The following is a 25,973-nucleotide window of genomic DNA, read 5'->3' as shown; positions in this document are numbered from 1 at the left end:
GATTTCCGCAATATCACCATGGCAGGCCGGGCGTGCCCATGGCGCGCCGGGGAAACCGGGAGAGCAAGGTCATGATTGTCGGTACCGTCAGGGAAATCAAGAATCACGAATATCGCGTCGGCCTTACGCCGGAAAGCGCGCATGAACTGGCGGCGCATGGCCATGACGTGCTGGTGGAAAGCGGCGCGGGCGAAGGGATCGGCGCGCATGACGCACTTTATGAGCGGGCCGGCGCGCGCATCGTCCCGGCCGCCGCCGAAATCTTCGCCACGGCGGAGATGATCGTGAAGGTGAAGGAGCCGCAAGCCGGGGAGCGCGCCATGCTGCGGCCCGGCCAGATCCTCTACACCTATCTCCACCTCGCGCCCGACCCCGAACAGACTCGCGACCTCATCGCGTCGGGCGCGACCTGCATCGCCTATGAAACGGTGACCGACAACAGCGGCGGCCTTCCGTTGCTCAAGCCGATGAGCCAGGTCGCGGGCCGCATGTCGATCCAGGCGGGCGCGACCGCGCTCGAAAAGGCGAATGGCGGGCGCGGCGTGCTGCTGGGCGGCGTGCCGGGCGTGCTGCCTGCCAAGGTCGCTGTGATCGGCGGCGGCGTGGTCGGCTTCAATGCCGCGCAGATGGCGGCGGGCCTGGGCGCGGACGTCACCATCCTCGACCGTGATCCGCAGGCGCTCGAACGGCTCGGCATGTATTTCGAGGCGCGGGCCAAGACGCGCTTTTCCAATCGCGCGAACCTCGCCGAATGCGTGGCGGAGGCGGACCTTGTGATCGGCGCGGTGCTGATCCCCGGTGCCGCCGCGCCCAAGCTGGTGACGGCCGAAATGCTGAGGACCATGAAGAAGGGGGCGGTTTTGGTCGACGTCGCGATCGATCAGGGTGGCTGCTTTGAAACCAGCCATGCGACCACCCATGCCGAACCGACCTATATCGTGGACGGCATCGTCCATTATTGCGTCGCCAACATGCCCGGCGCGGTGGCCCGCACCAGCACCTATGCGCTCAACAATGTGACGTTGCCCCATGCGCTGCGGATCGCGGATCTGGGCTGGAAGGAAGCGATGCGCCGCGACCCGCACCTGCTCGCGGGTCTCAATGTCTGGGATGGCAGGATTACCTATCAGGCGGTGGCCGAAGATCTGGACCTTCCCTATACTCCGGCGGAACAGGCCATCGCCTGACGTTCCTCAATCCGCGTCCGGGTTACGGAAATTGAGCCGCCGCGTCACGGTATAGTCGAGCACGCCCACCAGCAGATAGCTGATCCACTGTTTCGCCAGCGTCAGCGGGCCGCGCTGCGCCTTGTAAGTCTCCAGCGTGATCCGGCGGCTTTCCTGCGCCTGCCGCGTGATGAAAGCGCGCATCGCTTCGGCAAAGGGCGCATCCTCCACTTTCAGCATGACTTCCAGATTGAGGAACAGGCTACGCATGTCGAAATTGGCCGATCCGATATAGACCGCATCGTCGATCACGATCAGCTTCATGTGCAGCTTGCACGGCTGATATTCGAAAATCTCCACGCCCCGCTTCAGCAAGGGGCCATAGAGCAGCCGCGCCGCCGCGACGGTCGCGCCATTGTCTGACCGGGCGGGCAGGATGATGCGCGCGCCCTTGCGCCGCGCCGCGCGGGCGATCCGTTTCAGCATCCCCCGGCCCGGCGAGAAATAGGCTTCCACCATGTCCACCCGCCGCGCCGTCTCCAGATCGCGTTTCACCACCGTCGCCCAGGGGCTGAGCCGGCGCGTCGGCCCGCCGATCAGCCAGCGGAACGGCGATCCTTCCTGGCGCCGCGACCGTTTGCCCCAATGCCGCACCAGCCCGCGCAGCAGGCGGAAGCTCTGCTTGCGCGTCGACACCCATCGCCAGAGCTGACCATACCACAGCGTCATCGCCTCGGCCTGCGGGCCGTCGATCATCAGGCCCAGATCGTGCCAGCAGTCATCTTCCGGCAGGCCGAAATAGCTGTCCTCCACATTGAAGCCGCCGATCAGCAGCCGCCGATCGTCGGCGATCGCCATCTTCTGATGATTGCGGATCAGATAGCGGGTGGAGCGCCGCGCCCCGAACCAACCGAAATGCCCGCCTGCCTCGATCAGCGGGTCGAAGAAGCCGGCCGGCGTCTTGCCCGATCCGAAGGCGTCGATCATCAGCGTCACGGTCACGCCCCGCGCCCGCGCGGCGACCAGCCGGTCCAGCACCAGCCGCCCGCTATGGTCATCGGCAAAGATATAATAATAAAGCTTCAGGCTCTCGCGTGCGCCGTCGATCAATTGGATGAGAGCGCCGCGCAACGCCGGGCCATGATCGATCACGCGCAGATCATTGCCGTCCAGCGTGAAGCGGATGCCGTCCGTCTCCTCGGGCGATGGGGCGGGCTGGTTGGTCGCCATGCCCCGTTCATGCGCTCATTCGCCGCGCTTGGCCATAGGGGCGGGAAGTCCGGTGCTGAGTGACGATCATGGGTGAAGAGCGACTGCGCGCCTCCCTCCCCGTTCGTCCTGAGTAGCCACTTCGATAAGCTCAGCCCCGACTCAGGGCGAACGGACGTTTATGTTTCGGCAAGCGTCCGCAAACGGCCATCGCATGGACGTTGCCGCGTCAACACGGCGATTCCCTTTCATTGACTCTGCCGCCACGGCCTGTTAGGCGCGCGTCTCACGACTCTCATTCCTTGTTCAGGAGGCCCTGTTGGCCCGAGTTACCGTCGAAGATTGCGTCGACAAGGTTACCAACCGTTTTGATCTCGTCCTTCTTGCGGCGCAGCGCGCGCGCGAGATTTCCGGCGGTGCGGAACTGACCCTTGATCGCGACCGCGACAAGAATCCGGTCGTCGCCCTGCGCGAGATCGCGGAAGAAACCGTCCTGCCCGTGGATCTTCAGGATTCGCTCGTCGGCTCGCTGCAAAAGGTGCAGATCGATGACGACGACACGCCCGATGAAATCGGTTCGATCGCCCAGTCGGCGGAGGCGCTGCGCCTGACCGCCGCCGCGCCGCCGCGCAACCAGAATATCGGCGGCGATTACGACGGCTGATCCTCAACGGTTCGGAGAGGGAATGAGGCCCGGACTGCACTGGCAGGACCGGGCCTCACTATTTTTGCGCGCTATGCAGGCGTGCTTACCGCCAGTGCCTGCACGTCACGCCCGCGCCGGATCGCCCGCGACCATGCGCGTAACCTCATAGGTCATCACGACTTTTTCATCCTGATTATAAATGGTGACGTCCCATTTCACGATGGCGCGGTTACCCTTGCTCGTGGGGCGGATGTCGGTGGTCTCCAGCACGGCCCAGATGGTGTCGTTGACCAGCACGGGCGCCACCACCTTCATATGGACATCCAGCAGCGCGAGGCCGACGCCCTGGATCGCCGACTGGAAGATCAGCCCTTCGATGAAGCTGTAGGTGAGCGCCCCGGGCACCAGCCGCCCTTTCACCGCCCCCTGATAGGTCGCATCAGTGAACAGCACTTCCACCATGCCGGTGGCCGAAATGAAGTTCACCAGATCGGCTTCGGTGACGGTGCGGCGCCATGTCTTGCCCTTTTGCCCCACCGCCAGTTCCTGCCAATAGGCGCCCCGGCCCAGTTGCGGAATGGAATCGAATGCGCTCACTCATCTGCTCCTTGGATCGTCCATATCGATCGTGGCGGTGTGGTCGCCCGCCCTTCCTCCTGCATGTAGTGCGCCTTCTGAACGGCCCCGAAAACAGAAAAAGGCCGCGTGCACCCGAAACGGGGGGCGGCCGGTCCGACAGGATCGGATTTTCCATGGTCCAACTGAACATATTGACAAGCTCCCCTAAACAGGATGATCCATCGGCATGACCTTGAAGGTCTGACCGGAGGCCGTCGGGGGACGGCGTCCTGCAATGGGGGGAATGATGGGGGGCTGGAAAAGACTTTCGGCATGGGCTGCCTGCGCGCTGATGATGGCGTCACCGGGCCTCGCGCAGGAAAAGACCGGGGTGAAATCAGGCTTCATCCTCCCGCCGGGCAGCGCCCGGATCGTGCTGATGCGGCCTTCCGTCATCGTCGGCGCGCAATCGACCGGCGGCATGTTCGAACCCAATGCCGATTGGACGGATGAGGCGCGCCGCAATATCGACCGCGCCATTCAGGATATTCAGGGCCAGCTTGGCAACAGCGTGGCCGCCTATGACAGCGAAGCGGAGGAAGCAGGCGCGCTCAGCGGCGAATATCGCTCGCTGTTCACCTCCGTCGCGGATTCCGTGCGCGAATATCAGTTCTTTCCCGGCAACCGCCTGCCCACGAAAAAGCGGGACAAGGGCTTCGACTGGAGCATTGGCACCGATGTGGCCGACCTGCCGGGCCTCAGCAACGCCGACTATGTCCTCTTCATTTCCACCGAGGATCATTATGGCTCCACCGGCCGCAAGATGCTTCAGATCTTCGCGGCCATGGGCGGCGTGTCCGTCCCCACCGGCCTGCACAAGGGCTATGCGGGCCTTGTCGACGTCAAGACGGGCGAACTGGTTTGGCTTAATGCCGATCTTCAGATGGGCGGGGATGTTCGCACTGCCGACGGCGCGCAGAAACGGGTAGGCCAGTTGTTCGAGGGCTTTCCCGGCCGAACCATGCCTCTGGCCCAAAACGCCCTGCCCGGACCCGCGCAACCGTGAAAAGGGCGCTGCTGGCGCTGGCCATGGCGCTAGGCCTGCCGGGCACGGGCCACGCCGAAACCTTCACGCTTCCGCCTTTCACGCAGGCCTATGAACCGCAAGGTGTGGATGAGCGCGGCGCGTGGATGATGGCGGATGAGCAGGAAAGGCTGCTGCGATCCTCGAAATTCGTCATCAGGGACGATGGGCTGAACCATTATGTCCGGGGCGTGTTCTGCCGGACTGTCGGGCAGGACCGGTGCGCCAATGTCCGCATCTATGTGATGCGGATGCCGGAATTCAACGCGACCATGTATCCCAACGGCATGATGACCGTCTGGTCCGGCCTGCTGTTGCGCGTCCAGAGCGAAGCGGAGCTTGGCGCGGTGCTGGGCCATGAATTCGGCCATTTCGAAAAGCGCCATGGCGTTTTCGGCTTCAAAAACAAGCGCACCATGTCCGACGTTATGGCGTGGATCGGGGTGGCCGCGCCGCAATCGGCGGGCTTTCAATATTCGCTTCTGGGGCAGGTCTATGCCTTCAACCGGGAGCAGGAGAGGGAAGCGGACATGGTCGGCGTGCAATATCTCGCCGCCTCCGATTATCCTTCCTCGGCGGCGGCGCGGGTCTGGCGGCGGCTGATGGCCGAACAGGACGCCTCGGCCTCCGCGCGGGGCCGCAAGGCGAAGCATGGTTATGCGGCGGGCTATTTCGCCAGCCACCCCAGCGAACTCTCCCGCGCCACTACTTTGGAGGCTGCCGCCGTCCGCTATGGGGATGAGGGCGACGAAGGCCGCGCTGCCTATGCTCAGGCGCTCAGGGACTGGCTGCCCGAATTTCTGGGCGACCAGATCAAGCGGAATGATTTCGGCGGGTCCGATTTCATCCTCGATCAACTCGCTTCGGACGGCTGGACCGGCTTGCTGCTGTTCGCGCGGGCGGAACTTTACAGCCAGCGCGGCAATCCCCGCGACTATGTAACCGCCGCGCAATTTTACGAGCAGGCTATTGAAAAGGGCTATGCCGCGCCAAAGGCTCTGCGCGGGCTGGGTCTGGCGCAATTGCGGACCCAGCAGACCGAACAGGGCAAGGCGTCCTTGCGCCAATATCTTCAGCAATCGCCCGACGCCAGCGATGCCAGTCTCATCTCCTCGCTGATCGGGAATTAGGGTAAAATCATGAAAATCCCATATCGCTTCGCCGCCGCTGTCCTTGTCGTGACGAGCGCGCCCGCTCATGCCGGCAATCGCCTCATGCCTGCGGGCACGCCCGCACAGATCGCGGGCACGCCGCTGTCCGTCACCCCGCCGATCGACTGGAACCGGCTCGGCCTGCGGCCCGGCAAGTTCGCGGAGACATGGACGCTGGACGGCGACAGGCTCAACAAGGTCGTTTTCTTCTCGGGCGTGCCCGCCGGATCGCCCCTGTTCCGCGAGATTGACCGGAAGAACCGGCCGCTGCCCACCGTTTCCGCCGCCATGCTGGCCACGGACATCCCGGTGCTGCTGGAAAGCAGCTATCGCATCGTCATGGACACCGCCCTGTTCCAGGTCGACGCCATGGCGCCCGCGTCCGTCGGCGGCCATGACGGGCTGCGTTTCTCCTATAGCTGCACCCGCCAGAATGACGAGCTTCGGCGGAAGGGCGAGGGCAGGGCGGCACTGGTCGGGGGCAAGCTGTACATGATGCTCTATGAAGCGCCTGCGCTCCATTTCTACGACCGGAATGTGGAAGATTTCCACAAACTCGCGGACACGGTGAAATTCTGAACGCCCTTGAGGCGCGGACTTCCCTATCCCGCTCTCACGCCAGGCAATCGGATCGCCAGATGCAGTCCCGAGCTTGACGGGACAATTTTGATCATGCCCTGATGAGCATGGACAATCGCCCGCACCATGCTGAGGCCCAGTCCGTGACCCGGTTTCGAGCGGGTCGGGTCCAGCCGGACAAGGCGCTCGAAAATCTTTTCCCTGCCATTTGCGGGAATACCGGGGCCGTCGTCCGCTACCGTCAGAACCGCCGCGCCCTGTTCAACGGCGAGCGTGATGATGGCGTTAGCTCCATCGCCTGCATGGACGAGAATATTTTCCAGCATATTGGCGATGGCGCGCTTGAGCAATTGTGCATCGCCGCAGATGGTGACGTCGTCCAGCATAGCGGTGATGGTGCGGCCTTCGTCGTCGAACGCCGGGCGATAGGCTTCGACGATGTCCGCGACGATCTCCGCGAACGGCAGGAGGATGAAGCGCTTGCGGACGGCCAGGCCCTGCACTTCCGAAATGCCGAGCAAGCCTGCGAAAAGGTCCAGCAGCGCGTCCATGTCGGCGATCGTTCGTTCAATCCTGTCGGCCGTCGCCTCATCGGGCGCTGCCCGCATCAGGGCTTCCATGTCCTGCCGGATACGGCCCAGAGGCGTACGCATGTCATGCGCGATGTCGCTGGAAACCTGACGCAGCGACAGCATCAATGTTTCGATGCGGCCCAGCATGGCGTTGAGGATCATGGAGATGCGATCGAACTCGCTGCCCGAACCGTCGATGGGAACACGGCGCGTATAGTCGCCTTCGATGATGCCCTGCGCGGCTCCGCTGATCAGCACAAGCCGCCGGCGGATCAGCCGTCCCAAGGCGATGGTGCTGACGGTCCCGGTGAGCAGGATCACGCCCAGCCCTGCCAGCGCCACCAGCAGGATGCGGTCGTCGGCGCGGCTCAGCGCATCGCGATCGCCGGCAACGACGATCTGTCCGCCATCCGGCAGGCTCCGGCCCAGCGCCTGCGCTTTTCCGGTCGAGCCATCGGGACGGCGGATGGGAAGAAACTCGGTCCATCCGTCCGGCGGAAGCCTGGGGATCAGCGATCCGGCGATCCTGTTCCCCTTCGCATCGGACAAGGCATAGAGCATCATGCGCCCTTCGCCGCCCGCCCCGGCGAGATAGCCCGTTCCGCCGGTTGTCCCGCCATCGCGCATGTCCACGAATTGCGCCAGCGCCGCCGTGCCGTGCGATGCATGATATTCAAGCAGCGCATCCATCTCCAGTTCGATCCGATGATCGATCTGCGCCTCGATTTCGCGGTGGGAAATGAAGATCGCGGCAGCGCCCAGCGCCAATATGACCAATCCTGATATGCTGGCGGTCAGGATGGACAGGCCCTTTATGGTGCGGGGGACGATCATGCAGTCATTGTCCGCCGCTGACGATCATGTAGCCCGATCCGCGAATGGTCCGGATGATATTGTCGGCCCCGCCCTCGTTCAGCTTGGTGCGTAGCCGGCTCATATGCGTTTCGACGATGTTGGTCTTGGGATCGAAGCCGAAATTCCAGACCCGGTCGAGCAACATGGTCCGCGTGACGAGCCGATCGGCATTGCGAAGCAGATATTCCAGCAGGCTGAATTCGCGCGGTTGCAGGTCGACCGTGCGACCATCGCGCTTCACGGTGCGCCGCACGAGATCCATTTCGATACCCCCGACGCGCAGCAGGGTCTGTGCATCGCCTCGTTCGCCGGGCGGCGGCCGCCGCGCCAATGCGCCAAGGCGCGCCGCCAGCTCCGCAAAGGCGAAGGGTTTGATCAGATAGTCATCCGCGCCTTCTTCCAGCCCGGCGACACGATCCTCGATTCCCGCCATGGCGGACAGGATGATGGCGGGGGACTGGCATCCCGCTTCGCGCGCCAGCCTGAGCATGGTGAGGCCATCAAGGCCCGGCACCATTCTGTCGAGGACGAGAATATCGAAGGCTTCGGCCAAGGTCCGCGCGAGCGCGGCTTTCCCCTCGCTCTCGGCCACCACCTGATGCCCCAATTCCGTCAGCCCGCGCACCAGATAGTCGCGCGTCTCCCTGTCATCTTCCAGCAGCAATATCCGCATCGCATCCGACCGTACATTTCCGTCCTCCATGCTGCAACGACCCCCGTGTAACATTGGCATTTCTATACCATTTCCCAATGTTGTTCGATTTGATGGACCTTGTGCCGCGTATCAGTAAACACGCCGAAGCTGCGAGTCATTATTATTAGCTTTCTCATTAAGGGGCAAAAATGGCGGAAATCATGGATGGGCCTGATCGCTATATGCGCCATGCGGCTGGTCCGGCTGCGTTCATGGAGGCTGGCCTGTCATGAAGTCCGGACATATCCTCGCGCGGCGCAATGTGCATGAGCGGCAGGTGATTGCGTGCCTGCGCGGTGGCCTCACCTTCGAATTGCGCGACATTCCCGATGCGAAGGACGCCTTTTCCAATCTGGCCGACATGGCGCAGCGCCGCGGCGCGGTCATCTTTGCCCGTGAATCGCCCTTTGTCGGCGATGCGGAGATCGAAATTCTGACACGGATCGCCGCTGCCCAGCGCTTGGGAAGGCGGGCTCCCTCACATGGGGGTGGCATGGAATGCGATGCGCTGCTGCGCTGCGCGACGGTGCTGCGCGAGGCCGGCATCTGGCTGCCGTTGGCGGCATCGGCGGGCGGTTCGCGTCGGCAGCCCGAGCGTGGGGCGTTGGCGCGCCATCGGTTCGCAAAGGGTGAGGCGGTGCGGGCGCGGGCCTTGTCGCTTGCCCGATCGCGTCAGGTCGCCAGCACGGAAGAATTCGCGGCCGTTGGCGTGTCCCGTCAATATGTCAGTCAGTTGTGCAAGAACGGCTATCTCGAGCGTGTTCGATATGGCTGGTATCGCGCGGCGCCCGTTTCGGATCGCGGCTTCGCGGCCGATCGCTACGCACGCGCATAAATATTCAACGGGGCCGGAAGCAACCGGCCCCCTCATCATGCCGAAAAGGGGCAAACATCGTGAATCTGAATGAACCGCGCCATCGCGCGTCTACTGCCAGCAGCTTTCTGGCCTTGAGCTGCGTAGGACTATTCGTTTCCGCTGCGCCGGCTATTGCTCAGTCCGCCGATCAGGCTTCGTCCGATGACGGCCAGAGCCGCAAGCTGGGCGGGATGGTCGTCACCGACACGGCGATCGATGAGCAAGGCTATAAAGTCGACAAGCCGGACTCGCCCAAATACACCGCGCCGCTGGTCGACACGCCCCGGTCCATCACCGTCATCCCGGCTTCCGTCATCAAGGACACGGCCTCGGCGTCGCTGACCGAAGCGCTGCGGACGGTGCCGGGCATCACGCTGGGCGCGGGCGAGGGCGGCAACCCGCTGGGCGACCGCCCCTTCATCCGCGGCTTCGATAGTCAGGCGAGCACCTATCTTGACGGCGTACGCGACCTTGGCGCGCAGAGCCGCGAAATATTCGCGATCGAGCAGATCGAGGTGGTGAAGGGTTCCGACAGCACGACCGGCGGTCGTGGCGGCGCGGGCGGTTCGCTGAACCTGGTATCGAAGACGCCCAGGGCCGACCGCTTTATCGCGGCGAGTGGCAGCGTCGGCAATGCCGATTACAAGCGCGCCACCATCGACATCAACCAGCCGCTCAGCGATTTCGTGGGCGTCCGGCTGAACGCCATGTGGCACGATCAGGATGTTGCGGGCCGCGACGACATCTGGTCGAAGCGCTGGGGCGTCGCGCCCTCGCTAACCCTTGGCCTGAACGGTCCGACCCGCCTGACCTTCAGCTATTATCATCTGCACACCAGCGAATTGCCGGATTCGGGCATCCCCTATCTCTATACCAACGGAAACGCGCCCGCTGGCGTCACCGAAACCGGACCGGCGCGCGATTTCACGACGATCGGCGGCCGGGAGATCAGCGTGCCGCGCGGCGCTTATTACGGCCTCAAGTCCCGCGATTTCCGCAAGACGGATGTCGACAATTTCACCATCCGCGCGGAACATGACTTCGGCGGCGTGACGCTTCGCAACACGTCGCGCTATGGTCGCAGCACGCAGGGCTATGTCTGGACCCAGCCTGACGATCAGCAGGGCAATGTCTACGGCACTGACGCCGCCAATCCGGCGACGGCGGGCGGCTATGTGTGGCGGCGCACGAACACGCGCAATGGTTATGCGGAAGGTCTGATCAACCAGACAGACCTGTTCGGCACCTTCAACACCGGCGGTATCAAGCACAGCTTCGCGGCGAGTGTCGAATTCAGCACCGAAAAGACCGCCTATGGCAGCTATGTCTCCAACGCCGCCACCGGCGCGCCGATCGCCACCGGCTCCACTCTGACGCCGCGCTGCTCGGTGGAGATGATCGCGCGCTATAATTGCACGACGGTCGACGCGCCGAACGCGTCGGACCCGTGGGTCAGCTATGCCAGCGACACGTCGGGCGTGCTCGCCACGATCGAGAAGAGCCTGCCCAAGACGCGCACCATCGGCGAAACGACCACCAAGGCGGTGTCGTTGTTCGATACGATCACGATCACCGACGCGCTGCTCATCAATCTGGGCGGCCGCTATGACCATTATGAAACGAAGCTAAGCCCCGGCCTTGCCGTGGATTCGACCGACAACCGTAGTTGGATCTCGCGCAAGGACGATCTGTGGACCTATCAGGCGGGCCTTGTGTTCAAGCCCGCTTCGAATGGCAGCATCTATGTTTCGACGTCGACTGCCGCCACGCCGCCCGGCTCCTTTCTGGGTCAGGGCAGCGAATCGAACGGCCTGACAGCGGGTCGCTCGGAAGTGCTGGCGAGCCTTGACGACCTGAAGGTTGAAAAGACCCGCTCCTATGAAATCGGCACCAAGTGGGATCTGTTCGGCGACAGTCTGGCACTGACGCTCGCCGCCTTCCGCACCACGACGAAAAATGCCCGCGCGACCGCCGAAAACGGCTTGGTCACGTTCATCGGCGAACGGCGGATCAAGGGCATCGAATTCGGCTTCAACGGCAACATCACGCCGGAATGGAACGTGTTCGGCGGCTACACCTATATGGACTCCAGGATCGTGGACGCGGGCTATACCGCCACGACGGTCGGCGGCGTCACGCTCTACGCGCCCGCCGCCAGCACGGGCCGGCAGTTCCCGAACACGCCCAAGCACAGCCTGACGGCCTTCACCAACTACAAGATCACGCCTGCCTTCACTGTCGGCGGCGGCGCGATCTATATGAGCAAGGTCTATGGCGGCTATTCCGACACCCGCACCATTCAGAACAACGCGGTGGTCATCACCAAGTCGCTGGCGCGCATGGTGCCCAGCTACTGGCGGTTCGACGCTAACGCATCCTACAGCTTCAATGATGCGGTCAGCCTTCAGGTCAACGTCAACAACGTCTTCAACAAGCGTTATTATGACAAGGCTTATGCGGCGCACTATGCCAATCAGGCAGCGGGCCGGACCGCCATCGCGACGCTCAACATCAAATATTGAGCTTGCCTGCTCTCCTCGGAAGGCAAGATGGCCCGCCCCGCAAGGGGTGGGCCATATTCACGGGAGTCAATGCATGTCGCCCCATCCGAAACTGATCGCCATGAACGAAGCGGATCGCGCCGCCGCGCTCGCCGGGCCGCCGGAAGAGGTGGCCGCCCTGCTGCTGGAGGCGGCCGAGGCGGGCCATGCGGAGGCGCAGTTGCTCATCGGGCAGCTTTATCTCGATGGCAAAGGCGTGGAACGCAATCCGGTCGAGGCGCTTCGATGGTTCGGCATCGCGGCCAAGGACGGCAACGTCATGGCCATGAACATGGTGGGGCGCTGTTGCGAGCATGGCTGGGGCGCCGCCATAGACAAGAGCCTGGCCGCTCAATGGTATGGGTCCGCAGCGGAACGCGGTCTGGACTGGGCCATGTACAATCTCGCGACGCTGTATTCGCTGGGCGAAGGCGTCAGCGAAGACAGGCCGGAAGCCCTGCGTCTCTTCGAGCAGGCGGCCGCGCTCGGCCATGCCAAATCCATGAACATGATCGGCAGCTTTCATGAGGATGGCTGGGTCGTCGAGCGCGATATCCGGCAGGCCGCCCGCTATTATGAAATGGCGGCCAAGGGCGGCGATTTTCGCGGCCAGTTCAATCATGCCCGCATGTTGATCGATGGTGGCGACATCGCGGGCGCGCGGCTCTGGCTTGCGAAAATGTCGGAGACGGCCACGCCCGCTTTCCTGGCCAAGACGAAAATATGGATGGCTGCTCAATCCGATCCCGTCTGGCAGCAGGCGTTAAGCAGCATGCAGGCGCGATAGCCTTCCCGGATCATTTGCATTAGCTGCCGTGAGATTATTCGCCTCGTGCATGCCCCTTTTCGCGAAAGGAGGCATGCACGAATCTACATGGGGGGCGAGGGCGCGGGATCGGCCCGGGTGGAACAGGCCGCTTCCAGCCTGACCCACCCGTCTGGCGATTTTACAGACCGTCAAGGCCCTTGCTGACCAGGACATTCACCGCAACACGGCGGTTTTGCGACTTGCCTTCGACGGTATCATTGCTCGCCAACGGGTCCGCTTCGGACATCCCGGACGGGGTAAGCATGCGATAGGGCTTCCAGCCGCACACCTGCTGAAGATAATTGACGACGCGACCGGCTCGCTTTTCGCTCAGTTCCTGGTTGAAGTCGGAGCTTCCGGTAGAATCAGTGTAACCCACGACAAGCAGCAGGGCGTTGTCCATCCCCTCAGCAGCGGTTGCCGTGGCGCAGAGATCATTTTTCGCCTGAGCAGACAGCACGGCCTTGCCAGTATCGAAGTTCACATTGGTCGTGCTTTTGATATTATATTGATCGATGTCGCCCACGCGACCGCGCAGCGCCTCTGTCGCCGCGGTCTGTTCCGCAAAACCCTGTGCGGTGCCGTTATGGATCATGGATGCGGTCTTGAGATCCTTGTTCTTAAGATCGAGCTGGCTTGCCAGCAGGCCACTGCCCGATTGCACCGTCTTGATGGTGACCGGCAGGCCATTGAGCAGCGATTCCGCGGCAAGCTTGCTGCGATGGAGGCCCAGGAATCCCCCGCTGGCCTTGATCCGGGTGGCATCATTAACGGCGATAGCCGTGTTGGTGCCGTCAGAGGCGGTGACTTGTATGCTGTCGCCGCTGCGCGCGGAGATAATGCCTTCGATCTCCGGCCCTTCGGCCAACTCAGCCGTTTCAGGCGAAGGCGGCATATGGACCGTCGCCGAAAGGTCGGCCTGGGACTGGTCCTGCGATTCCTGCGCGGCCAGGCTGGCGGACGCCGTGGCGGTAAGCATGGCCAGCGACAAGAGAGCCCTTGGGGTCTTGGAAACGACAATCATTGCGATACTCCTTCAAACTCGACCGGCCGTGCCTGCATGATCGCCGTTCTCGTCCGAACGTCGTTCCCGCGATGGCGTGTCCAACTCTCAGACTCCCTTTGACCCTTGCTGCGTACGATGCGCCGCATCGATGCCGCACTTGAACGACCTGGATTTCCTGCGTGTTCGGACCAACCTTTCTAGCGCATGAACGCCGCCAGTAACGCCGGGCGCCGCGGGGGTAATTGGAGCACCTCTTGCGGCGAACTGATGTAGATTGCGCCACACGAACGGCCTCAGCGCACAAGGAAAATGGAAACTATGCTTCCCGGTCCCAAACATTCGCCGGTGCATCTTCGGGTCTGCTTCGGCGAACCCCGGACCGGTCCTGAATGACCGGAACGGCGCTTCGTGGCCGATCTGCCGCGGCGATCCGGTCGCTGCGCGCCGATCTCATCTGGCGCGCGCATCGTGTTGAGGGGTTTTCAGCCGCTCGATCTGGGTGTTCGCGCGCAAGGGTCGCGCATCGCCATTCGCGACCACGGACAATCCTGCCGCATTCGGCAGCCCGGGCCATGCATTGAACGCCTGATGTTACGGCTTTACCTCAGAGCGCGTGACCAACCCGTTCGATGCGGGTGGTGGCATCAACTCCCTGATCACGCCCCAATAGCCCCGCGTAACATGCGCGTCCGCCGCATAGGCCGGGTCGGTCATCAAATGGGCGTGCAGTCGGCGCAGATTGGTCCAGGGCACTGACGGGAACAGATGATGTTCCAGATGATAGCTCACGTTGAAGGGCGCGATCAGAAACCGGTCGAGGAATGTGGGGATGACGGTGCGCGTGCCGTTGAGTTCCCGTTCGTCGGCGACGCCATTATGTTCGGCCATTGCCCGAATCCGATTGAAGACATTGGCCCAGATGAAAAGCGGGATCATCAAAAGGCCCAGTATTTGCCAGCGAAAGGGCGACCACAGGATCAACCCGTAAAACAGCACGGCCCAGACCACATAGCGGATACGCAGAGCCAGGCGAAAATCGAAACCGAAGCGTTTCGGATTGTGAAAATTGGCGAAGGGTGCCCAGACCCGGCTGTCGCGCGCCATGCGATAAAAATTGAGACCGATCACACTGCGGACCAGCAACCAGGTCATGGCGGCGCCAGTTTTCGGAAAATGCTGGTCGGGGTCCCTCCGCTGGACGCGATAGTCGCGATCACGCAGGGTGTTGGTGTAGCGATGGTGGTGCATGTGGTTGGCGCGGTACAGATCGATGCTGAAGCCGAGCGGATAAGCGACGAAAATGTCGCCAATCAGATCGTTGAGGCGGCGATTGCTGAACAGCATTCCGTGACATGCGTCGTGCATCATCACCGCCAGGCATTGAATGCGCGATCCGATGACGAAACCGGCCAGCAGGTAAACCGGAATCCGATCGACATGGATCGCGATCGCGCCGGCTGCGATCATTATCACCCACTGCAGGACGAGCAGCAGTGCGTTACGGCGGTTGTCGATCACGGAAAGCTCCCGGATCAGCGCCAACGTGCCACGCCGCGAATATCGATATCCGGGAGGACGCTCATTGGCGATCTCTTCCATGAGGATAGGTCTCCGGCTGCCACACAAACTTGGGACGGACGCTATGGTTGGCGCGTTCCGACGTCAAGCGCGCAGGCCCATCTTCGCGGTCCGGTCCAGCGCCCGGATAAGGTGGGGAACGGGCGGATACTTCTTACAGGCATCACCGGCATCGGTGGCGGCAATATTCGCCAGCCGGATCAGGATCGATCGCCATCGGATCGCACGGCAGCGGCGTCTCAGGTCTGCTCGCGCTCGAAAGGGCGGGCGCATCGTTGAACGGGGGCATCGCTGATGGCCGGAATAGCCACTTCAGAGTCCATTAAGACCATGCATGGCCAAACAGCCGATCCGGGCAGCTAGGCTCCCGCCCGGATCGGTCTTGCAGGTTAGAAGCCGTACTTCAAAGTCGCGCGGACATTGCGCGGCTCGCCATAAATATAGCCCCCGAACCAGCTGTTCGTGTTGTAGTAACGCTTGTCGAAGACGTTGTTCACATTGATCTGGAGCGATAGCTGTTCGGTGATGTCGTAGGCGCCCATCAGATTGACAAGCCAATATGCCTTCTGCCCCACCTTTTCCGTCTCCCCAGTGCCAGGATTTTCCGCCGTCTGGGGCGGGCGGCTTTCCCAGCGAACCGAGCCGCCGAGGCTGAAACCGCGCAACGCGCCGCCAAGCTCATATTTCGTTGCCATGCGGAACACCTTGCGCGGCTGATGTGCCTGTACGTCATTGCCATCCGCGTCCGTTGCCTTGAAGTGGCTCCAGCCCGCGCTGATGTCCCAGCCCGGCAGCACCTCACCCTGCATTTCGAATTCATAGCCCTTCGACACCGTGCCCATCGCGGGCTTGGACGCCACATCCGTGGTGCCCGGCACGAAATAGCCGATGTCGGGAACGGCGAAATTATCCTGCTCGATGCGGAACACCGCTCCCGACAGGCGCAGCCGACCGTTCATCAGGTCCGCCTTCAGTCCCGCCTCGTAGTTGGCGCCTTCCAGCGGATCGAGATAGCGTCCGTTGCGGTCGCGTGCGGTCTGCGGATTGAAGATGCTGGTGTAGCTCGCATAAGCGGACAGGAAATCGTTCAGGTCCACAATCACCCCGGCATAGGGCGTGAACACATTCTTTTTCTTCAGGCGGTATGGCTCGGCCGTGTAGAGCGCTTCTTCCTCGTCTCGCACCCAGGTGCTGAGTCGGCCGCCGATAATCAGCTTTACCGGGTCCAACAGCTGGGACCGCGTCACGCCGTAGAGGGCAGTCTGCTTTGTCGTGCCGATGCCACTCATCCGGAAGCGCGGTCCCCATGTCGGCTCAGGATAGCTGCCGTCCCATGCGTTGAAATCGCCGACCGGCGCGACTGTGGCGGGATCTGGATCACGGTTGGTCCAGCCCGTCTTCAGGTGATTATACATCGCGCCCACAACCAGTTCATGCTGGCGACCGAACAGGCTGTAATGGCCTTTCAGCTGGAGGTTGAGGTTCCACTGCTTGGGCTTGGTGAGATACCAGTAGGGCCAGACATTCATGCCGATGCCTGTGGCCTGATCCGGGCTGCCCCATAGCCAGATAAGTTTGGAATCTTCGGTCTGCTGGAAATAGGAGACATCGCCCTTCAACGACCAGCCGGTCGCCAGATCCTGTTCGATCGTCAGGAAGGCAGAGGTTTCGGCCGTGTCCCAGGCGTTCCAATCCGCGCCCGTGGTCTTCGAGCGGGACCATTTTGCGACCGTGCCATCGGCATACCAATAGGGCAGTTGCGCCCACATCACGCCGTTGCGCTCATCCTTCTGGTAACTCGCCCCCGCGCGCAGCCGCGTGTTCGGCCCCAGATCCGCGCCGATCACGCCGTACAGAGTGAAACCCTTGCTGCTTTCCAGGTCTACGAAGGCATCCTGCTGGTACACTTCAGCCGCGAAACGGACGCGCACCGATCCATCGCCGGTCAGCGGTGTGCTGACATCCGCCGTTGCCGAGAAATGGTCCCACGATGCCGCTTCAAGCGTCACGGTACCTGTCAATTCGCGTGCGTCAGCCTGTCGGCGCACCATGTTGATCGAGGCCGATGGCTCACCCGCGCCCTGCAGCAGGCCGACCGACCCGCGAATGACTTCGATGCGATCGTAGATCACCGTGCTGCTTTCCTCCAGCCCGATATTCCCTGTTGCGAAGGGCAAACCATCGAGCTGAAAATTGGTAATGTCGAAGCCACGGGCCGACAGCAGGTTGCGGCCCCGGTCGACGCGCTTGACGGATAGGCCGGTGGTATATTCCAGCACATCGGCAACGGTCGATGCCGCCTGGTCGTCAATCTGCTCACGCGTGATGATCGTGAGCGACTGCGGCGTTTCACGCGGGGTCAGGTCAAGCCCGGTAGCAGCGGCATTCCTGTCCGTTCCGCTGCCATAAACGATGATGGTGCCGTCTCCAGACCCGCTTTCGTTGCGATTCTCCGCGCTCTCCTGCGCGAAAGCCGGCGCTGAAAGAAAACTTGCCGTCAGCAAAGCGAACCGAAAAGCCGGAATAACAGAACGAACCACGATACCCCCTTCGAATGTCTCCAATGTGACAATCGGCGGGCACTTACCTTAATATGCAAATGATTCGCAATATACTAATATTCGCTATTCCACAGGAGCGAGACGCTTCAGCTTCCCCCTGTATGATCGGTCTCTTCCGCCACCCGCGCCCGAACCGGCCGGATGTTGACGGGAACGGCGGACATGCGCGGCATTGCATTGATCGGTTCGAGATTGCGATCCGTGCTGATCAACAATCCGGTGTTGGCGCCGTCGCGATCATAGCTGGTGTCGCCGGGAAGCCCGCCCCAACCGTGCGTCATCTGTATGACGCCCGGCTTTACCCCGGCGTCCGCCTCGACCGCGGCAGGGATCATGCCCGCGTCCGAACTGATTTCGATCCGGTCGCCATTGACGAGGTCCATTGCGGCGAGATCGGCGGGGTTCAGATAAGCGAAGTTGTATGGCATCCGCTTGCGTATCCCCGGGATGTTGCGGTGCGCGGAATTCTGCACGTCGCGGATGCGGCGCGATGTCAATCTGTGGCTGAAGATGGCGCCATGGCTGTGATAGGCGCCATGACTGTCCCGTTCGTCGAGAATCTGGCGAAGTTCGGCGACGATGTCATCCGGCGCCACCGTAAAGCGGCCGCTATGCCCGTCCGATGCTGGCCCGACATATTGCGGCGTGCCTTCGTAAATGCCGCCCATTTCATCCGCCTTGATCTGCGCGAAGGGGACGGGCGCATGGCGCGCGACGATAGCGAGCAGCCTGTCGGTTGTAGGCTTGGTGGCCATGTCGAGCGGCACGCCGTCATAGACGAGATCGAGCCCCAGCCGCTTGGCCAGCCCCCAATAAATCTCCCACTCGTCGATCAGGTCCGAACCCGCCGGTGGCGCCGCGATCGCGGGCGTGTAACGAGCATAGGGTTCGGCATACAGGCTCTCATAGAGGAACATCGTCAGATCCTCGCGCTCATACCCCATTTTTGGCGGCAGGATGTAATGGACCAGTCTTGAAGTCTCATTCATGAAAGGCTCGATGTTGACGAGCAGATCGAGTGTCTCGATCGCGCGGAGCATTTTTTGCTGATCAGGAATGACATTCACCAGATTGGAGCCGTGGCTGATGAAGCACCGGACCTGGTCGGCGCCAGGCGCCAGGATCTCGTCGGCCATGATGCCGCCCATCATCTCGTCGCCGAGCATCCCATAGCCACCCACCCGGCTCTTGAAGCCCTGCTCCCAGCTGCGCCCGGCAGGGATTACCTGGGCGCGCGGATCGCCGCGCGCGCGGAGCACGCCGGGGTTCACGACGCGCTCGCCCTCCCGCTGATACCGCCCGCAGATCACATTCAGCGCCTCGATCAGATGATCGGACAGGTTGGAATGCGGCGCCATGCTCGGCCCTGTGCCGGCATAGGCTCCGCCACGCTGGCATTCGACCGCGAACAGCCGCGCCGCCGCGCGCAGATCGGCAGGATCGATTCCTGCGCGCGTGGCCACATAATCGGGGGTGAACGGGTCCACGGCCGTCCGCAGGATTTCGAGATCCGCGACATGATCCCGGCAGAAGGCCGCGTCTTCCCAGCCTTCGTGCAGGATGATGCGGATCAATCCTGCCGCGATCGTCGGATCTTCGCCGGGATAGGGCTGGAGGAATATATCGGCGAACGCCGCCGTCTCGGTCCGGCGCGGATCGATCACGATCAGTTTCATGCCGCGCGCGCGCGCCTCTTTCATCCGCTTGGTCGGATTGGTCATGTCGAAATAGCTGTTGGTCAGCGACACGAGCGGGTTGGCGCCGAACATCATGCGTACGTCGCTGTCGCGCAGCGGATGGCGCGGCGCGTTCCAAAAGCCCATCCGCCCCGCCGTTACCGATTTGGCGGATTGATCGATCGTATAGGTGGTGAAATGCTTGTGCGATCCGATCGCCGTCAGAAATGCGGGCAACATGCTGGTCGCGGATGCGTTGAGAAAGGCGCCCGTGCCCCGGAAGCCGCCGATGGATTCCCCGCCATATTGCGCTACGGTTGCCCGGATCGTCGCGGCAATCTCGTCCAGCGCGGTTTCCCAGGCGATCGGCGCGAACGAGCCATCCGGTTGCCGCTTGAGCGGTCGCAGCACGCGATCGGGCGCGTAATAGGCGGCGGAAGCCTCCAGACCCTTGATGCAGGCATAGCCCGTGGTCATCAGGTCATCCCGGTCGCCACGCACCTGGACGACATGATCCTCGTCGTCGAGCGTCACGCGCGTGCCGCAAAACGGCATGCAGAACCGGCAGAAGGACTTGACCTCTCGCATAACGCTCTCTCCTCGGCGGACGCTCTCGTCGCGTCCTTGCGTTGAGCTATAGCATATTTCTCGGCTGAAATGCCCCGTGCGCTGCCTGCCCCAAGGCAGGCTGTTCAGGATGGTCGGGAATGCGGGCGCTGATCCAGCCATGGGGCTATGATGTCGAGAACCGCAGGCCGGTTGTGAACCAGGCCTAAGCCGATCCCCTCCGCCATATCATGCGGCGCTATCTGGCGCTGGATTGGGTTGCCGATCCGGCCGACCGGCTCAACGCTCCATGCGCGCCCTCACATCGCCCGAAGGCGAAGCTCCCGTTCCCATGAAGATTGAATGGTGCGGTCGAGATGCCATTCAAAGCGCCGGGATTGCAACTAAATATATGAAATAACTATATTTTATTTTACAGAATTTCGCCCTGAACTACTAGTCCTGACCCCCCATTGTGCCATTTGTGCCAAGGCCGCTAGCAAGATTGTGCCACTTCAAACGGCAAGAAAGGCACGACTATGGCTACCATACAGAAGCGCAAAAAGGCTTGGCGGGTTCAGGTTCGGCGCAACGGTCAAACGATGAGCGCCACGTTCGATACCAAGGCCGAGGCCGAGGGTTGGGCTATCATAACCGAGAGTAAGATCATCGCGGGAATTGCTCCTGAGGTGATCCTGAATGAGCCGACAACGACTGAGGAGGTGACAGCGGCCGACGCCTTGAGGCGCTATGCTGACGAAGTTTCGCCAAACAAGCGTGGCGGTCGGTGGGAAAAGATACGGCTTGAAATGTTGGTCCGGCGGTTTCAGCTTTTCGACCGGCTAATCACTTCCATCACCGGCCCGGACATAGCGGACTGGCGAGATACTCGGCTGGTCAGCGTATCGGCCTCGACCGTGAACAGAGAGCTGTGCCTGATCTCGTCTGTCTTCACCCATGCCATGAAGGAATGGCGGCTGGGGTTGACCGCGAATCCTTGTTCCCAGGTCACAAAACCTCGCAAGCCGCGGGCTCGGACTCAGCGTGTTTCGGTTCCGGAACGTAAGAAAATCGTCTCCCAGTTGGGTTGGGACGGTGAGAGCCAGCCTACGAGTGCGTCGCATTGGGTCGCGTTCGCTTTCTACCTCGCCCTCGAGACCGCGATGCGTAAGGGAGAAATCCTCTCCTTGTCATGGTCGGACATAGATTTTGATGCCCGGCACGCACATCTTGATATGACCAAAAATGGGGACGAGCGGGATGTGCCGCTGTCGAAGGCAGCCACGGCATTGTTGCGAATCGTGGAAACGCGCGAGCCATCGGCGCGCGTCGTGCCGATACAAGCGGGACATTTCGATAAGCTCTTTCGCGAGGCGAAGACAGCTGTCGGGCTTTCGCATATCCATTTTCACGATAGCCGTCGCGAGGCGGCGACGACCATGGCACCAAAATTGTCCAACGTCCTGGAACTGGCGGCCATCACCGGCCACAAATCGCTTTCAATGCTACAAGTCTACTACAAGCCGAAAGCAGCGGATCTCGCGGCGCGGCTGGACGCATAAAACAGAGCATTATGGCGGTCTGAGCCGATCGGTTGCCGACTGTGATCTAAGGTTTAGTTTTCCTGCTGAGCATAGGCGACGATATGAGGATCGGCGATCTGACGTTCAATGAAGCCATCCCAATCCTCGACCCTGGCGATCAGGCTGTCACGCACCTGCTCATGTGTTGGCAGCATGAAACGGTCGGCTCGGATCGTCGTGGCCCACCCGGGGCCCCAGACCATCACACGATAGGGCCGCCACGACCCGATAACCGATCTCGTGCTCATCCTCGACGATATTCGGCGGGATATGTATCAATCCGTCCACCCCTTCCGCGCGCGCTACATCGGCATCATTACGCAGATCGCCCACCACGATGTCGCTAATGCCGGAGCTCTTCAGCCGTTCGTCGGAGGCCGCGTTAGATCTGAGCGAGGGCAGTTGATGTCCCGCGGCGAGAAAATGGCTGATCGTGGGGCCTCCGACAAGACCTGACGCGCTCGTTATGAATCATCTTAATCCGTACAAATCGAATGCCTCAAGAACAACGCGGAGATAGCGGGAAGCGACCTAAGGCTTAATCCCAATTAAATCTAAGATGAATGATGCAGGACAAGGGCTTATCGCCTGACGGGAGTTCGAGGGGGAGTTCTGCGGCGCATGTATCTCTTGATCAACAGCAGTTCGTGCTCTTATGGTAGAGCGTCGAAACCCACTGCGCAGTCTTTATTATTGTTTACGTCACGCGGATGCCACCTCTCAGCGATCACGATCTCGCTGACCATGCAGTCTAGCCATTGAACGAAAGTCAGCATGTTATTCGGTCTACTTCTATAATCAATTTAGCTTACCGAGTGCAGCCCAGTCTGCGGAATACAATAGGTCCGGGGTAGTGCTGCAGCAACTGCATACGAAGCGTGATCGTGGTGTAGAACAGTTGGACCAATGATGCTTCGTGCAGCGCTGCTTTTGTATTTACGAATGCCTCGAGCGCGGCCTCTGCATCCGTCAACGAGACGAAGCTTCGCCCGAGCAACCTCTCGATGGTGGCGAGTTCACGCCGTTCGATTTCTGGCCCGATCGCATCGACGCTTTGCGCATAGCGTGCGAGCGAAAGCGCACGATGCTCACGCAGCAGTCCGTCCGGCGGAGGCAATGTCTCAGCTATCGCCACCAGATCGGCCAAAGCCTCGCTGTGGCGTGTTGTTTGGGGCACTAGCACCGGCACTGGATCTAGCGTGATGCCTAGAATTTCGGCCAGCACTTCAAGCGCGGCGCGCGCGCAACCAAGTTCCCAGGACATATATTCCACCAGCGCTGGATGCGGATGCGGGATGCGCATCATCGCACCTGTCATCATCGGCACTGCCAAGAACGAAACTAGCGTGTGGAATTGCAGCACGGGCCAGTCGATCGCCTCACCAGATGCTGCCGCATATACGTCGATCAGCCGGGCAAGCCCGCCGATCGGCTCGTTGATGTCGCGGACGCGGATCGAGGCGAGATCCATCATCGGATCGCCGACATGTGCCATTTCGAGATCGTAGATCGCGGTGATTTTCGCTCCGTCATGGAAGAATTGCGGCGCATCGGCGACGAGCAGCACGGCACGCGTGCGGTGCGTGGGGATGTTGCGCAGGATCCAGCCGCGCATGAACTCGATCATCGGCTCCGGGCCGGCCTTGTTCTTCACATAAGTGGCGTCGGCCAGCCGGAAATAAGCGAGCGCGATATCCTCGGCCGTGTCGGGGATCGCCAGACCCGCGGCTTCGGCCTTGATCGTGTCGATCCGGTGGATTCTCGCCAATATCTCCATATATCTTTCGATCATCGCATGAAGCGCAGGATCGCCGTCGGCGCCACCATGAAAGGGATGATCGTCCAGCGCGGCCATCACGATCGCCTCGGGATCTTCGCACCAGCCATAGAGTTTCGGAACCGGAATGCCCTCGCCATCCAGCAGGCGGAGCACCTCATATTCGGCCCGCAACGGTCGCGTTTCCAGCCCGGCGCCCCGATCCGATCGGAAATGGAGCTTCACCTCGCCGCTGGGCGTCTGCGCGACGACGTTCCACGACGGGCGCCAGCGCTCGAGCCGGACGATCTCGCGCACGGTGCCGCCCAGCGCATCCTCCACCCAGCGGGCGATGCCGGCGTGGACGGTAGTTTCGGCTTCGGTCTGCTCGATCATCATCGTCAGAACCGATAGGTCGCGGCGACGCCATAGGTGCGCGCCTGGCCCGGAAAGCCAGTGGTCACGCCTGCGGCATTGTAGAAATCGAGGATGTAGGAATTATATTTTTTGCCGGTCAAGTTGCGTCCCCACAGGCTGAGTTCGATCCCCGGATTGTCGAGTGTCAATCCGATCGTGGCGTTGAGTAAAGCATAGCCCGGCTCGCGCGACCGTTCGTTCGGGAAGAAATATTTGCGCGATTGATATCCGTAGTCGGCGTGCACGCTATATTGGCCATAGGAAGCCGGGATCAAATAGGTGCCGGCAATATTCCAGGTGAGGTTCGAGACCTGGGTGAACGGCTCGCCTGTCCGATCGCCGGTGGCGTCGCTGAAATCGACATATTTGGGATCGATCACGCCGATCGTGCCGGACAGTTCGAGCCCCGTCACCGGCACCGCGACGATCTCCAGCTCGGCGCCGGGAATGCGCGACTTGCCGATCGACTGGGTGAGCGCGACCGGCGCGCCCGTCGCATCGGACGTGATCGGCCGCTGCATGTTGCGATAATAAGCGATGAAGGCGGCGGCGTTGATCCGCAGCTTGCGGCCCAGCAGATCGGCTTTCAGGCCGATCTCATAATCGGTCACCTTCTCGGGATTGAAGCTTTCGAGATTGGCGGTGGTCTTGTTGAAGCCGCCTGACTTGTGCGCCATGCTGGTGCGCGCATAGCCGAACAGCGATGAGCTGAACCGATAGTCGGCGCTCAGCGTGTACGAGAAATAGTCGTTCGATTTCTCGCGGTTCGCCTCGCAGGTGGCCGCATCTGAGACAAGCACGGGATTGGTGACGCAGAAACCGCCGACCAGGTTGTGCGTGGTCACCGCGCGCTTGTCTTTGGTGTAGCGCAGGCCGGTCGTGACGCGCAGGTTCGGCGTCACATTGTAATTGAGCTGCGCGAACGGCGCGAACGACTTGTGATCGATCCGGCCATTATAATCGACGGCTCCCCCAAACACGTTGAACCGCTCGCTGCCATATTCGTGGAAATAGAACAGCCCCGCGATCCAGCCAAGATCGCCGATCTTGCCGAAGATCTGCGCCTCCTGCGAGAATTGCTTGATCCTGCCGATTGTGTTGTTGGTGAAGAAGGGAATCGGCGTCGTATCGAAATCGTCGAGCGTGTCGAGCTTATAGCCGCGATAGCCGGTGATCGCCTTGAACGTGGCCACGCCGAGCGGGACCTCGAGCGTGGCGCTGGTGCCCCAGGACTTCAGGCGCGCATAGCTGCGCAGATCCGACGAGGTCGTGTAGAAGGGGCTCCGGACAACGGCGTCCTGATTGCCCAGCAGCGCCGGATTATAGGCCAGCAGATGTTCGAGCGGGCCATTGTTGTCGCGATCGAAATAGTCGCCGACAACCGTCAGAGACCAGCCGTCGGTCGGCGCTATCCGGAGCGAGCCGCGGACATAATCGGTATTGTCGTCGCCCACGCGCCGCCCGAGATTGATGTTGCGGCCAAAGCCGTCATTCTGTGCATGGCGATAGACGATCCGCGCCGCGGCGGCGTCTGCGATCGGCACGTTGATCAGGCCCATCAGTTCGCGGCTGTCATAGTTGCCGATCCCCGCCTTGACGAGCCCTTCCAGCCGGTCGGTTGGCTTGTTGGTGGTGATGCTTACCGCGCCGCCGGTAGTGTTGCGGCCGAACAGGGTACCCTGCGGCCCGCGCAGCACCTCGACCTGGTTGATATCGATCAGATCGAAGCCGCCGGCGATCTGCCGCGCGATATAGACGCCGTCGACATACAGGCCGACCGACTGATCGACGCTGCCATCGCTGTTCGACTGGACCTGCCCGCGCAAGGTGATCGCGACGCCCGAATGGCTCTGCGCCATCGATAGGCTGGGCGCCGCCTGCTGGATCGCGGTCACGTCCACGATCTGCCGGCGCGCGAGCGCATCGGAGGTGAGCGCGGTCACTGCAAGCGGCGTGGTCTGCAATTTTTCAGACGTCCGCCGGGCGGTGACGACGATATCCTGCACGCCGTCTTCGGGCGCGGCTCCGGCCTGACGGGCCGTCTGGGCCTGCACCGCTGCCGGCAACAAGGCGAGCGTCAGGACGATCATGGCCGGGCGGCCAAGCAGGTTCGTTCGAATCTTCATATATCC

At 61.8% G+C, this 25,973-nt stretch carries 20 protein-coding genes; 9 read left to right on the top strand and 11 right to left on the bottom strand.

Annotated features, from left to right (window positions below; all coding sequences use genetic code 11):
* The first annotated feature begins 71 nt into the window (after window positions 1-71).
* Complete coding sequence (gene ald, locus LDB26_RS16270) at window positions 72-1,187, top strand: alanine dehydrogenase (protein ID WP_062068303.1); 1,116 nt, start codon at window positions 72-74, stop codon at window positions 1,185-1,187.
* A 6-nt stretch (window positions 1,188-1,193) separates the two neighbouring features.
* Here ald and LDB26_RS16265 read toward each other — a convergent pair whose 3' ends face one another.
* Window positions 1,194-2,396 (bottom strand): phosphatidylserine/phosphatidylglycerophosphate/cardiolipin synthase family protein, encoded by a 1,203-nt coding sequence (locus LDB26_RS16265; RefSeq protein ID WP_062061555.1) that lies wholly within the window; start codon window positions 2,394-2,396, stop codon window positions 1,194-1,196.
* Between the two features lie 298 nt (window positions 2,397-2,694).
* Between LDB26_RS16265 and rpoZ the strand changes: the two genes are divergently transcribed.
* Window positions 2,695-3,039 (top strand): DNA-directed RNA polymerase subunit omega, encoded by a 345-nt coding sequence (gene rpoZ / locus LDB26_RS16260; protein ID WP_062061553.1) that lies wholly within the window; start codon window positions 2,695-2,697, stop codon window positions 3,037-3,039.
* 105 nt (window positions 3,040-3,144) lie between these two features.
* Here the strand turns inward: rpoZ and LDB26_RS16255 are convergent, their stop codons facing one another.
* Window positions 3,145-3,618 (bottom strand): MaoC family dehydratase, encoded by a 474-nt coding sequence (locus LDB26_RS16255; RefSeq protein ID WP_257539194.1) that lies wholly within the window; start codon window positions 3,616-3,618, stop codon window positions 3,145-3,147.
* A 316-nt stretch (window positions 3,619-3,934) separates the two neighbouring features.
* On the opposite strand from LDB26_RS16255, the gene LDB26_RS16250 reads away from it, so the two are divergent.
* Genes LDB26_RS16250 through LDB26_RS16240 form a run of 3 tightly spaced genes read left to right on the top strand, consistent with a single transcriptional unit; the run spans window position 3,935 to window position 6,393 of the window.
* Window positions 3,935-4,645, top strand: a complete 711-nt coding sequence (locus tag LDB26_RS16250; protein WP_257542168.1) for a hypothetical protein — start codon at window positions 3,935-3,937, stop codon at window positions 4,643-4,645.
* Window positions 4,642-5,793 (top strand): M48 family metalloprotease, encoded by a 1,152-nt coding sequence (locus LDB26_RS16245; protein WP_257539192.1) that lies wholly within the window; start codon window positions 4,642-4,644, stop codon window positions 5,791-5,793. Before LDB26_RS16250 ends, LDB26_RS16245 begins: the two co-directional genes overlap by 4 nt.
* Window positions 5,794-5,802: 9 nt before the next feature.
* Window positions 5,803-6,393, top strand: coding sequence for a hypothetical protein (locus LDB26_RS16240; protein WP_257539191.1), 591 nt, complete (start codon window positions 5,803-5,805; stop codon window positions 6,391-6,393).
* A 23-nt stretch (window positions 6,394-6,416) separates the two neighbouring features.
* On the opposite strand, the gene LDB26_RS16235 is transcribed toward LDB26_RS16240, so the two are convergent.
* Both LDB26_RS16235 and LDB26_RS16230 read right to left on the bottom strand, forming a co-directional pair.
* Window positions 6,417-7,799: a HAMP domain-containing sensor histidine kinase gene (locus LDB26_RS16235; protein WP_257539190.1), complete on the bottom strand. Its 1,383-nt coding sequence runs from the start codon at window positions 7,797-7,799 to the stop codon at window positions 6,417-6,419.
* Window positions 7,800-7,803: 4 nt separating this feature from the next.
* Window positions 7,804-8,493 (bottom strand): response regulator transcription factor, encoded by a 690-nt coding sequence (locus LDB26_RS16230; RefSeq protein WP_373886211.1) that lies wholly within the window; start codon window positions 8,491-8,493, stop codon window positions 7,804-7,806.
* 250 nt (window positions 8,494-8,743) lie between these two features.
* On the opposite strand from LDB26_RS16230, the gene LDB26_RS16225 reads away from it, so the two are divergent.
* The 3 genes from LDB26_RS16225 to LDB26_RS16215 all read left to right on the top strand — a co-directional run bounded on the left by LDB26_RS16225 (window position 8,744) and on the right by LDB26_RS16215 (window position 12,697).
* Window positions 8,744-9,349: a type IV toxin-antitoxin system AbiEi family antitoxin domain-containing protein gene (locus tag LDB26_RS16225; protein ID WP_062061542.1), complete on the top strand. Its 606-nt coding sequence runs from the start codon at window positions 8,744-8,746 to the stop codon at window positions 9,347-9,349.
* A gap of 59 nt (window positions 9,350-9,408) precedes the next feature.
* Window positions 9,409-11,892: a TonB-dependent siderophore receptor gene (locus LDB26_RS16220; RefSeq protein ID WP_257539188.1), complete on the top strand. Its 2,484-nt coding sequence runs from the start codon at window positions 9,409-9,411 to the stop codon at window positions 11,890-11,892.
* A gap of 73 nt (window positions 11,893-11,965) precedes the next feature.
* Window positions 11,966-12,697 (top strand): tetratricopeptide repeat protein, encoded by a 732-nt coding sequence (locus LDB26_RS16215; protein ID WP_257539187.1) that lies wholly within the window; start codon window positions 11,966-11,968, stop codon window positions 12,695-12,697.
* 160 nt (window positions 12,698-12,857) lie between these two features.
* Here the strand turns inward: LDB26_RS16215 and LDB26_RS16210 are convergent, their stop codons facing one another.
* From LDB26_RS16210 to LDB26_RS16195, 4 genes are all read right to left on the bottom strand, one after another.
* Entirely contained in the window at window positions 12,858-13,742 is an 885-nt protein-coding gene (locus LDB26_RS16210; RefSeq protein WP_257539186.1) for an OmpA family protein, read from the bottom strand.
* Window positions 13,743-14,315: 573 nt separating this feature from the next.
* The gene (locus tag LDB26_RS16205; protein WP_257539185.1) at window positions 14,316-15,323 is read right to left on the bottom strand and encodes a fatty acid desaturase family protein; all 1,008 of its coding nucleotides are present in this window, start codon (window positions 15,321-15,323) and stop codon (window positions 14,316-14,318) included.
* A 368-nt stretch (window positions 15,324-15,691) separates the two neighbouring features.
* Entirely contained in the window at window positions 15,692-17,842 is a 2,151-nt protein-coding gene (locus LDB26_RS16200; RefSeq protein WP_257539184.1) for a TonB-dependent siderophore receptor, read from the bottom strand.
* Between the two features lie 107 nt (window positions 17,843-17,949).
* Window positions 17,950-20,127, bottom strand: a complete 2,178-nt coding sequence (locus LDB26_RS16195; protein WP_257539182.1) for a molybdopterin-dependent oxidoreductase — start codon at window positions 20,125-20,127, stop codon at window positions 17,950-17,952.
* Between the two features lie 497 nt (window positions 20,128-20,624).
* Here LDB26_RS16195 and LDB26_RS16190 point away from each other — a divergent pair, with 497 nt between their 5' ends.
* The gene (locus tag LDB26_RS16190) at window positions 20,625-21,647 is read left to right on the top strand and encodes a site-specific integrase (RefSeq protein WP_257539181.1); all 1,023 of its coding nucleotides are present in this window, start codon (window positions 20,625-20,627) and stop codon (window positions 21,645-21,647) included.
* A gap of 53 nt (window positions 21,648-21,700) precedes the next feature.
* Here LDB26_RS16190 and LDB26_RS16185 read toward each other — a convergent pair whose 3' ends face one another.
* The 3 genes from LDB26_RS16185 to LDB26_RS16175 form a co-directional block, all read right to left on the bottom strand.
* Window positions 21,701-21,823, bottom strand: a complete 123-nt coding sequence (locus tag LDB26_RS16185; protein ID WP_257539180.1) for a hypothetical protein — start codon at window positions 21,821-21,823, stop codon at window positions 21,701-21,703.
* A gap of 653 nt (window positions 21,824-22,476) precedes the next feature.
* Window positions 22,477-23,823, bottom strand: a complete 1,347-nt coding sequence (locus LDB26_RS16180) for a phosphotransferase (RefSeq protein ID WP_257539179.1) — start codon at window positions 23,821-23,823, stop codon at window positions 22,477-22,479.
* Window positions 23,824-23,825: 2 nt separating this feature from the next.
* Complete coding sequence (locus tag LDB26_RS16175) at window positions 23,826-25,967, bottom strand: TonB-dependent receptor (protein ID WP_257539178.1); 2,142 nt, start codon at window positions 25,965-25,967, stop codon at window positions 23,826-23,828.
* Window positions 25,968-25,973: the final 6 nt, after the last annotated feature.

The sequence above is a fragment of the Sphingobium sp. CFD-1 genome, from assembly GCF_024611115.1.
Lineage (GTDB): Bacteria > Pseudomonadota > Alphaproteobacteria > Sphingomonadales > Sphingomonadaceae > Sphingobium > Sphingobium baderi_A.
Note: the sequence above shows the minus strand (reverse complement) of the source record. Positions and strands in the feature narration are given on the sequence as shown.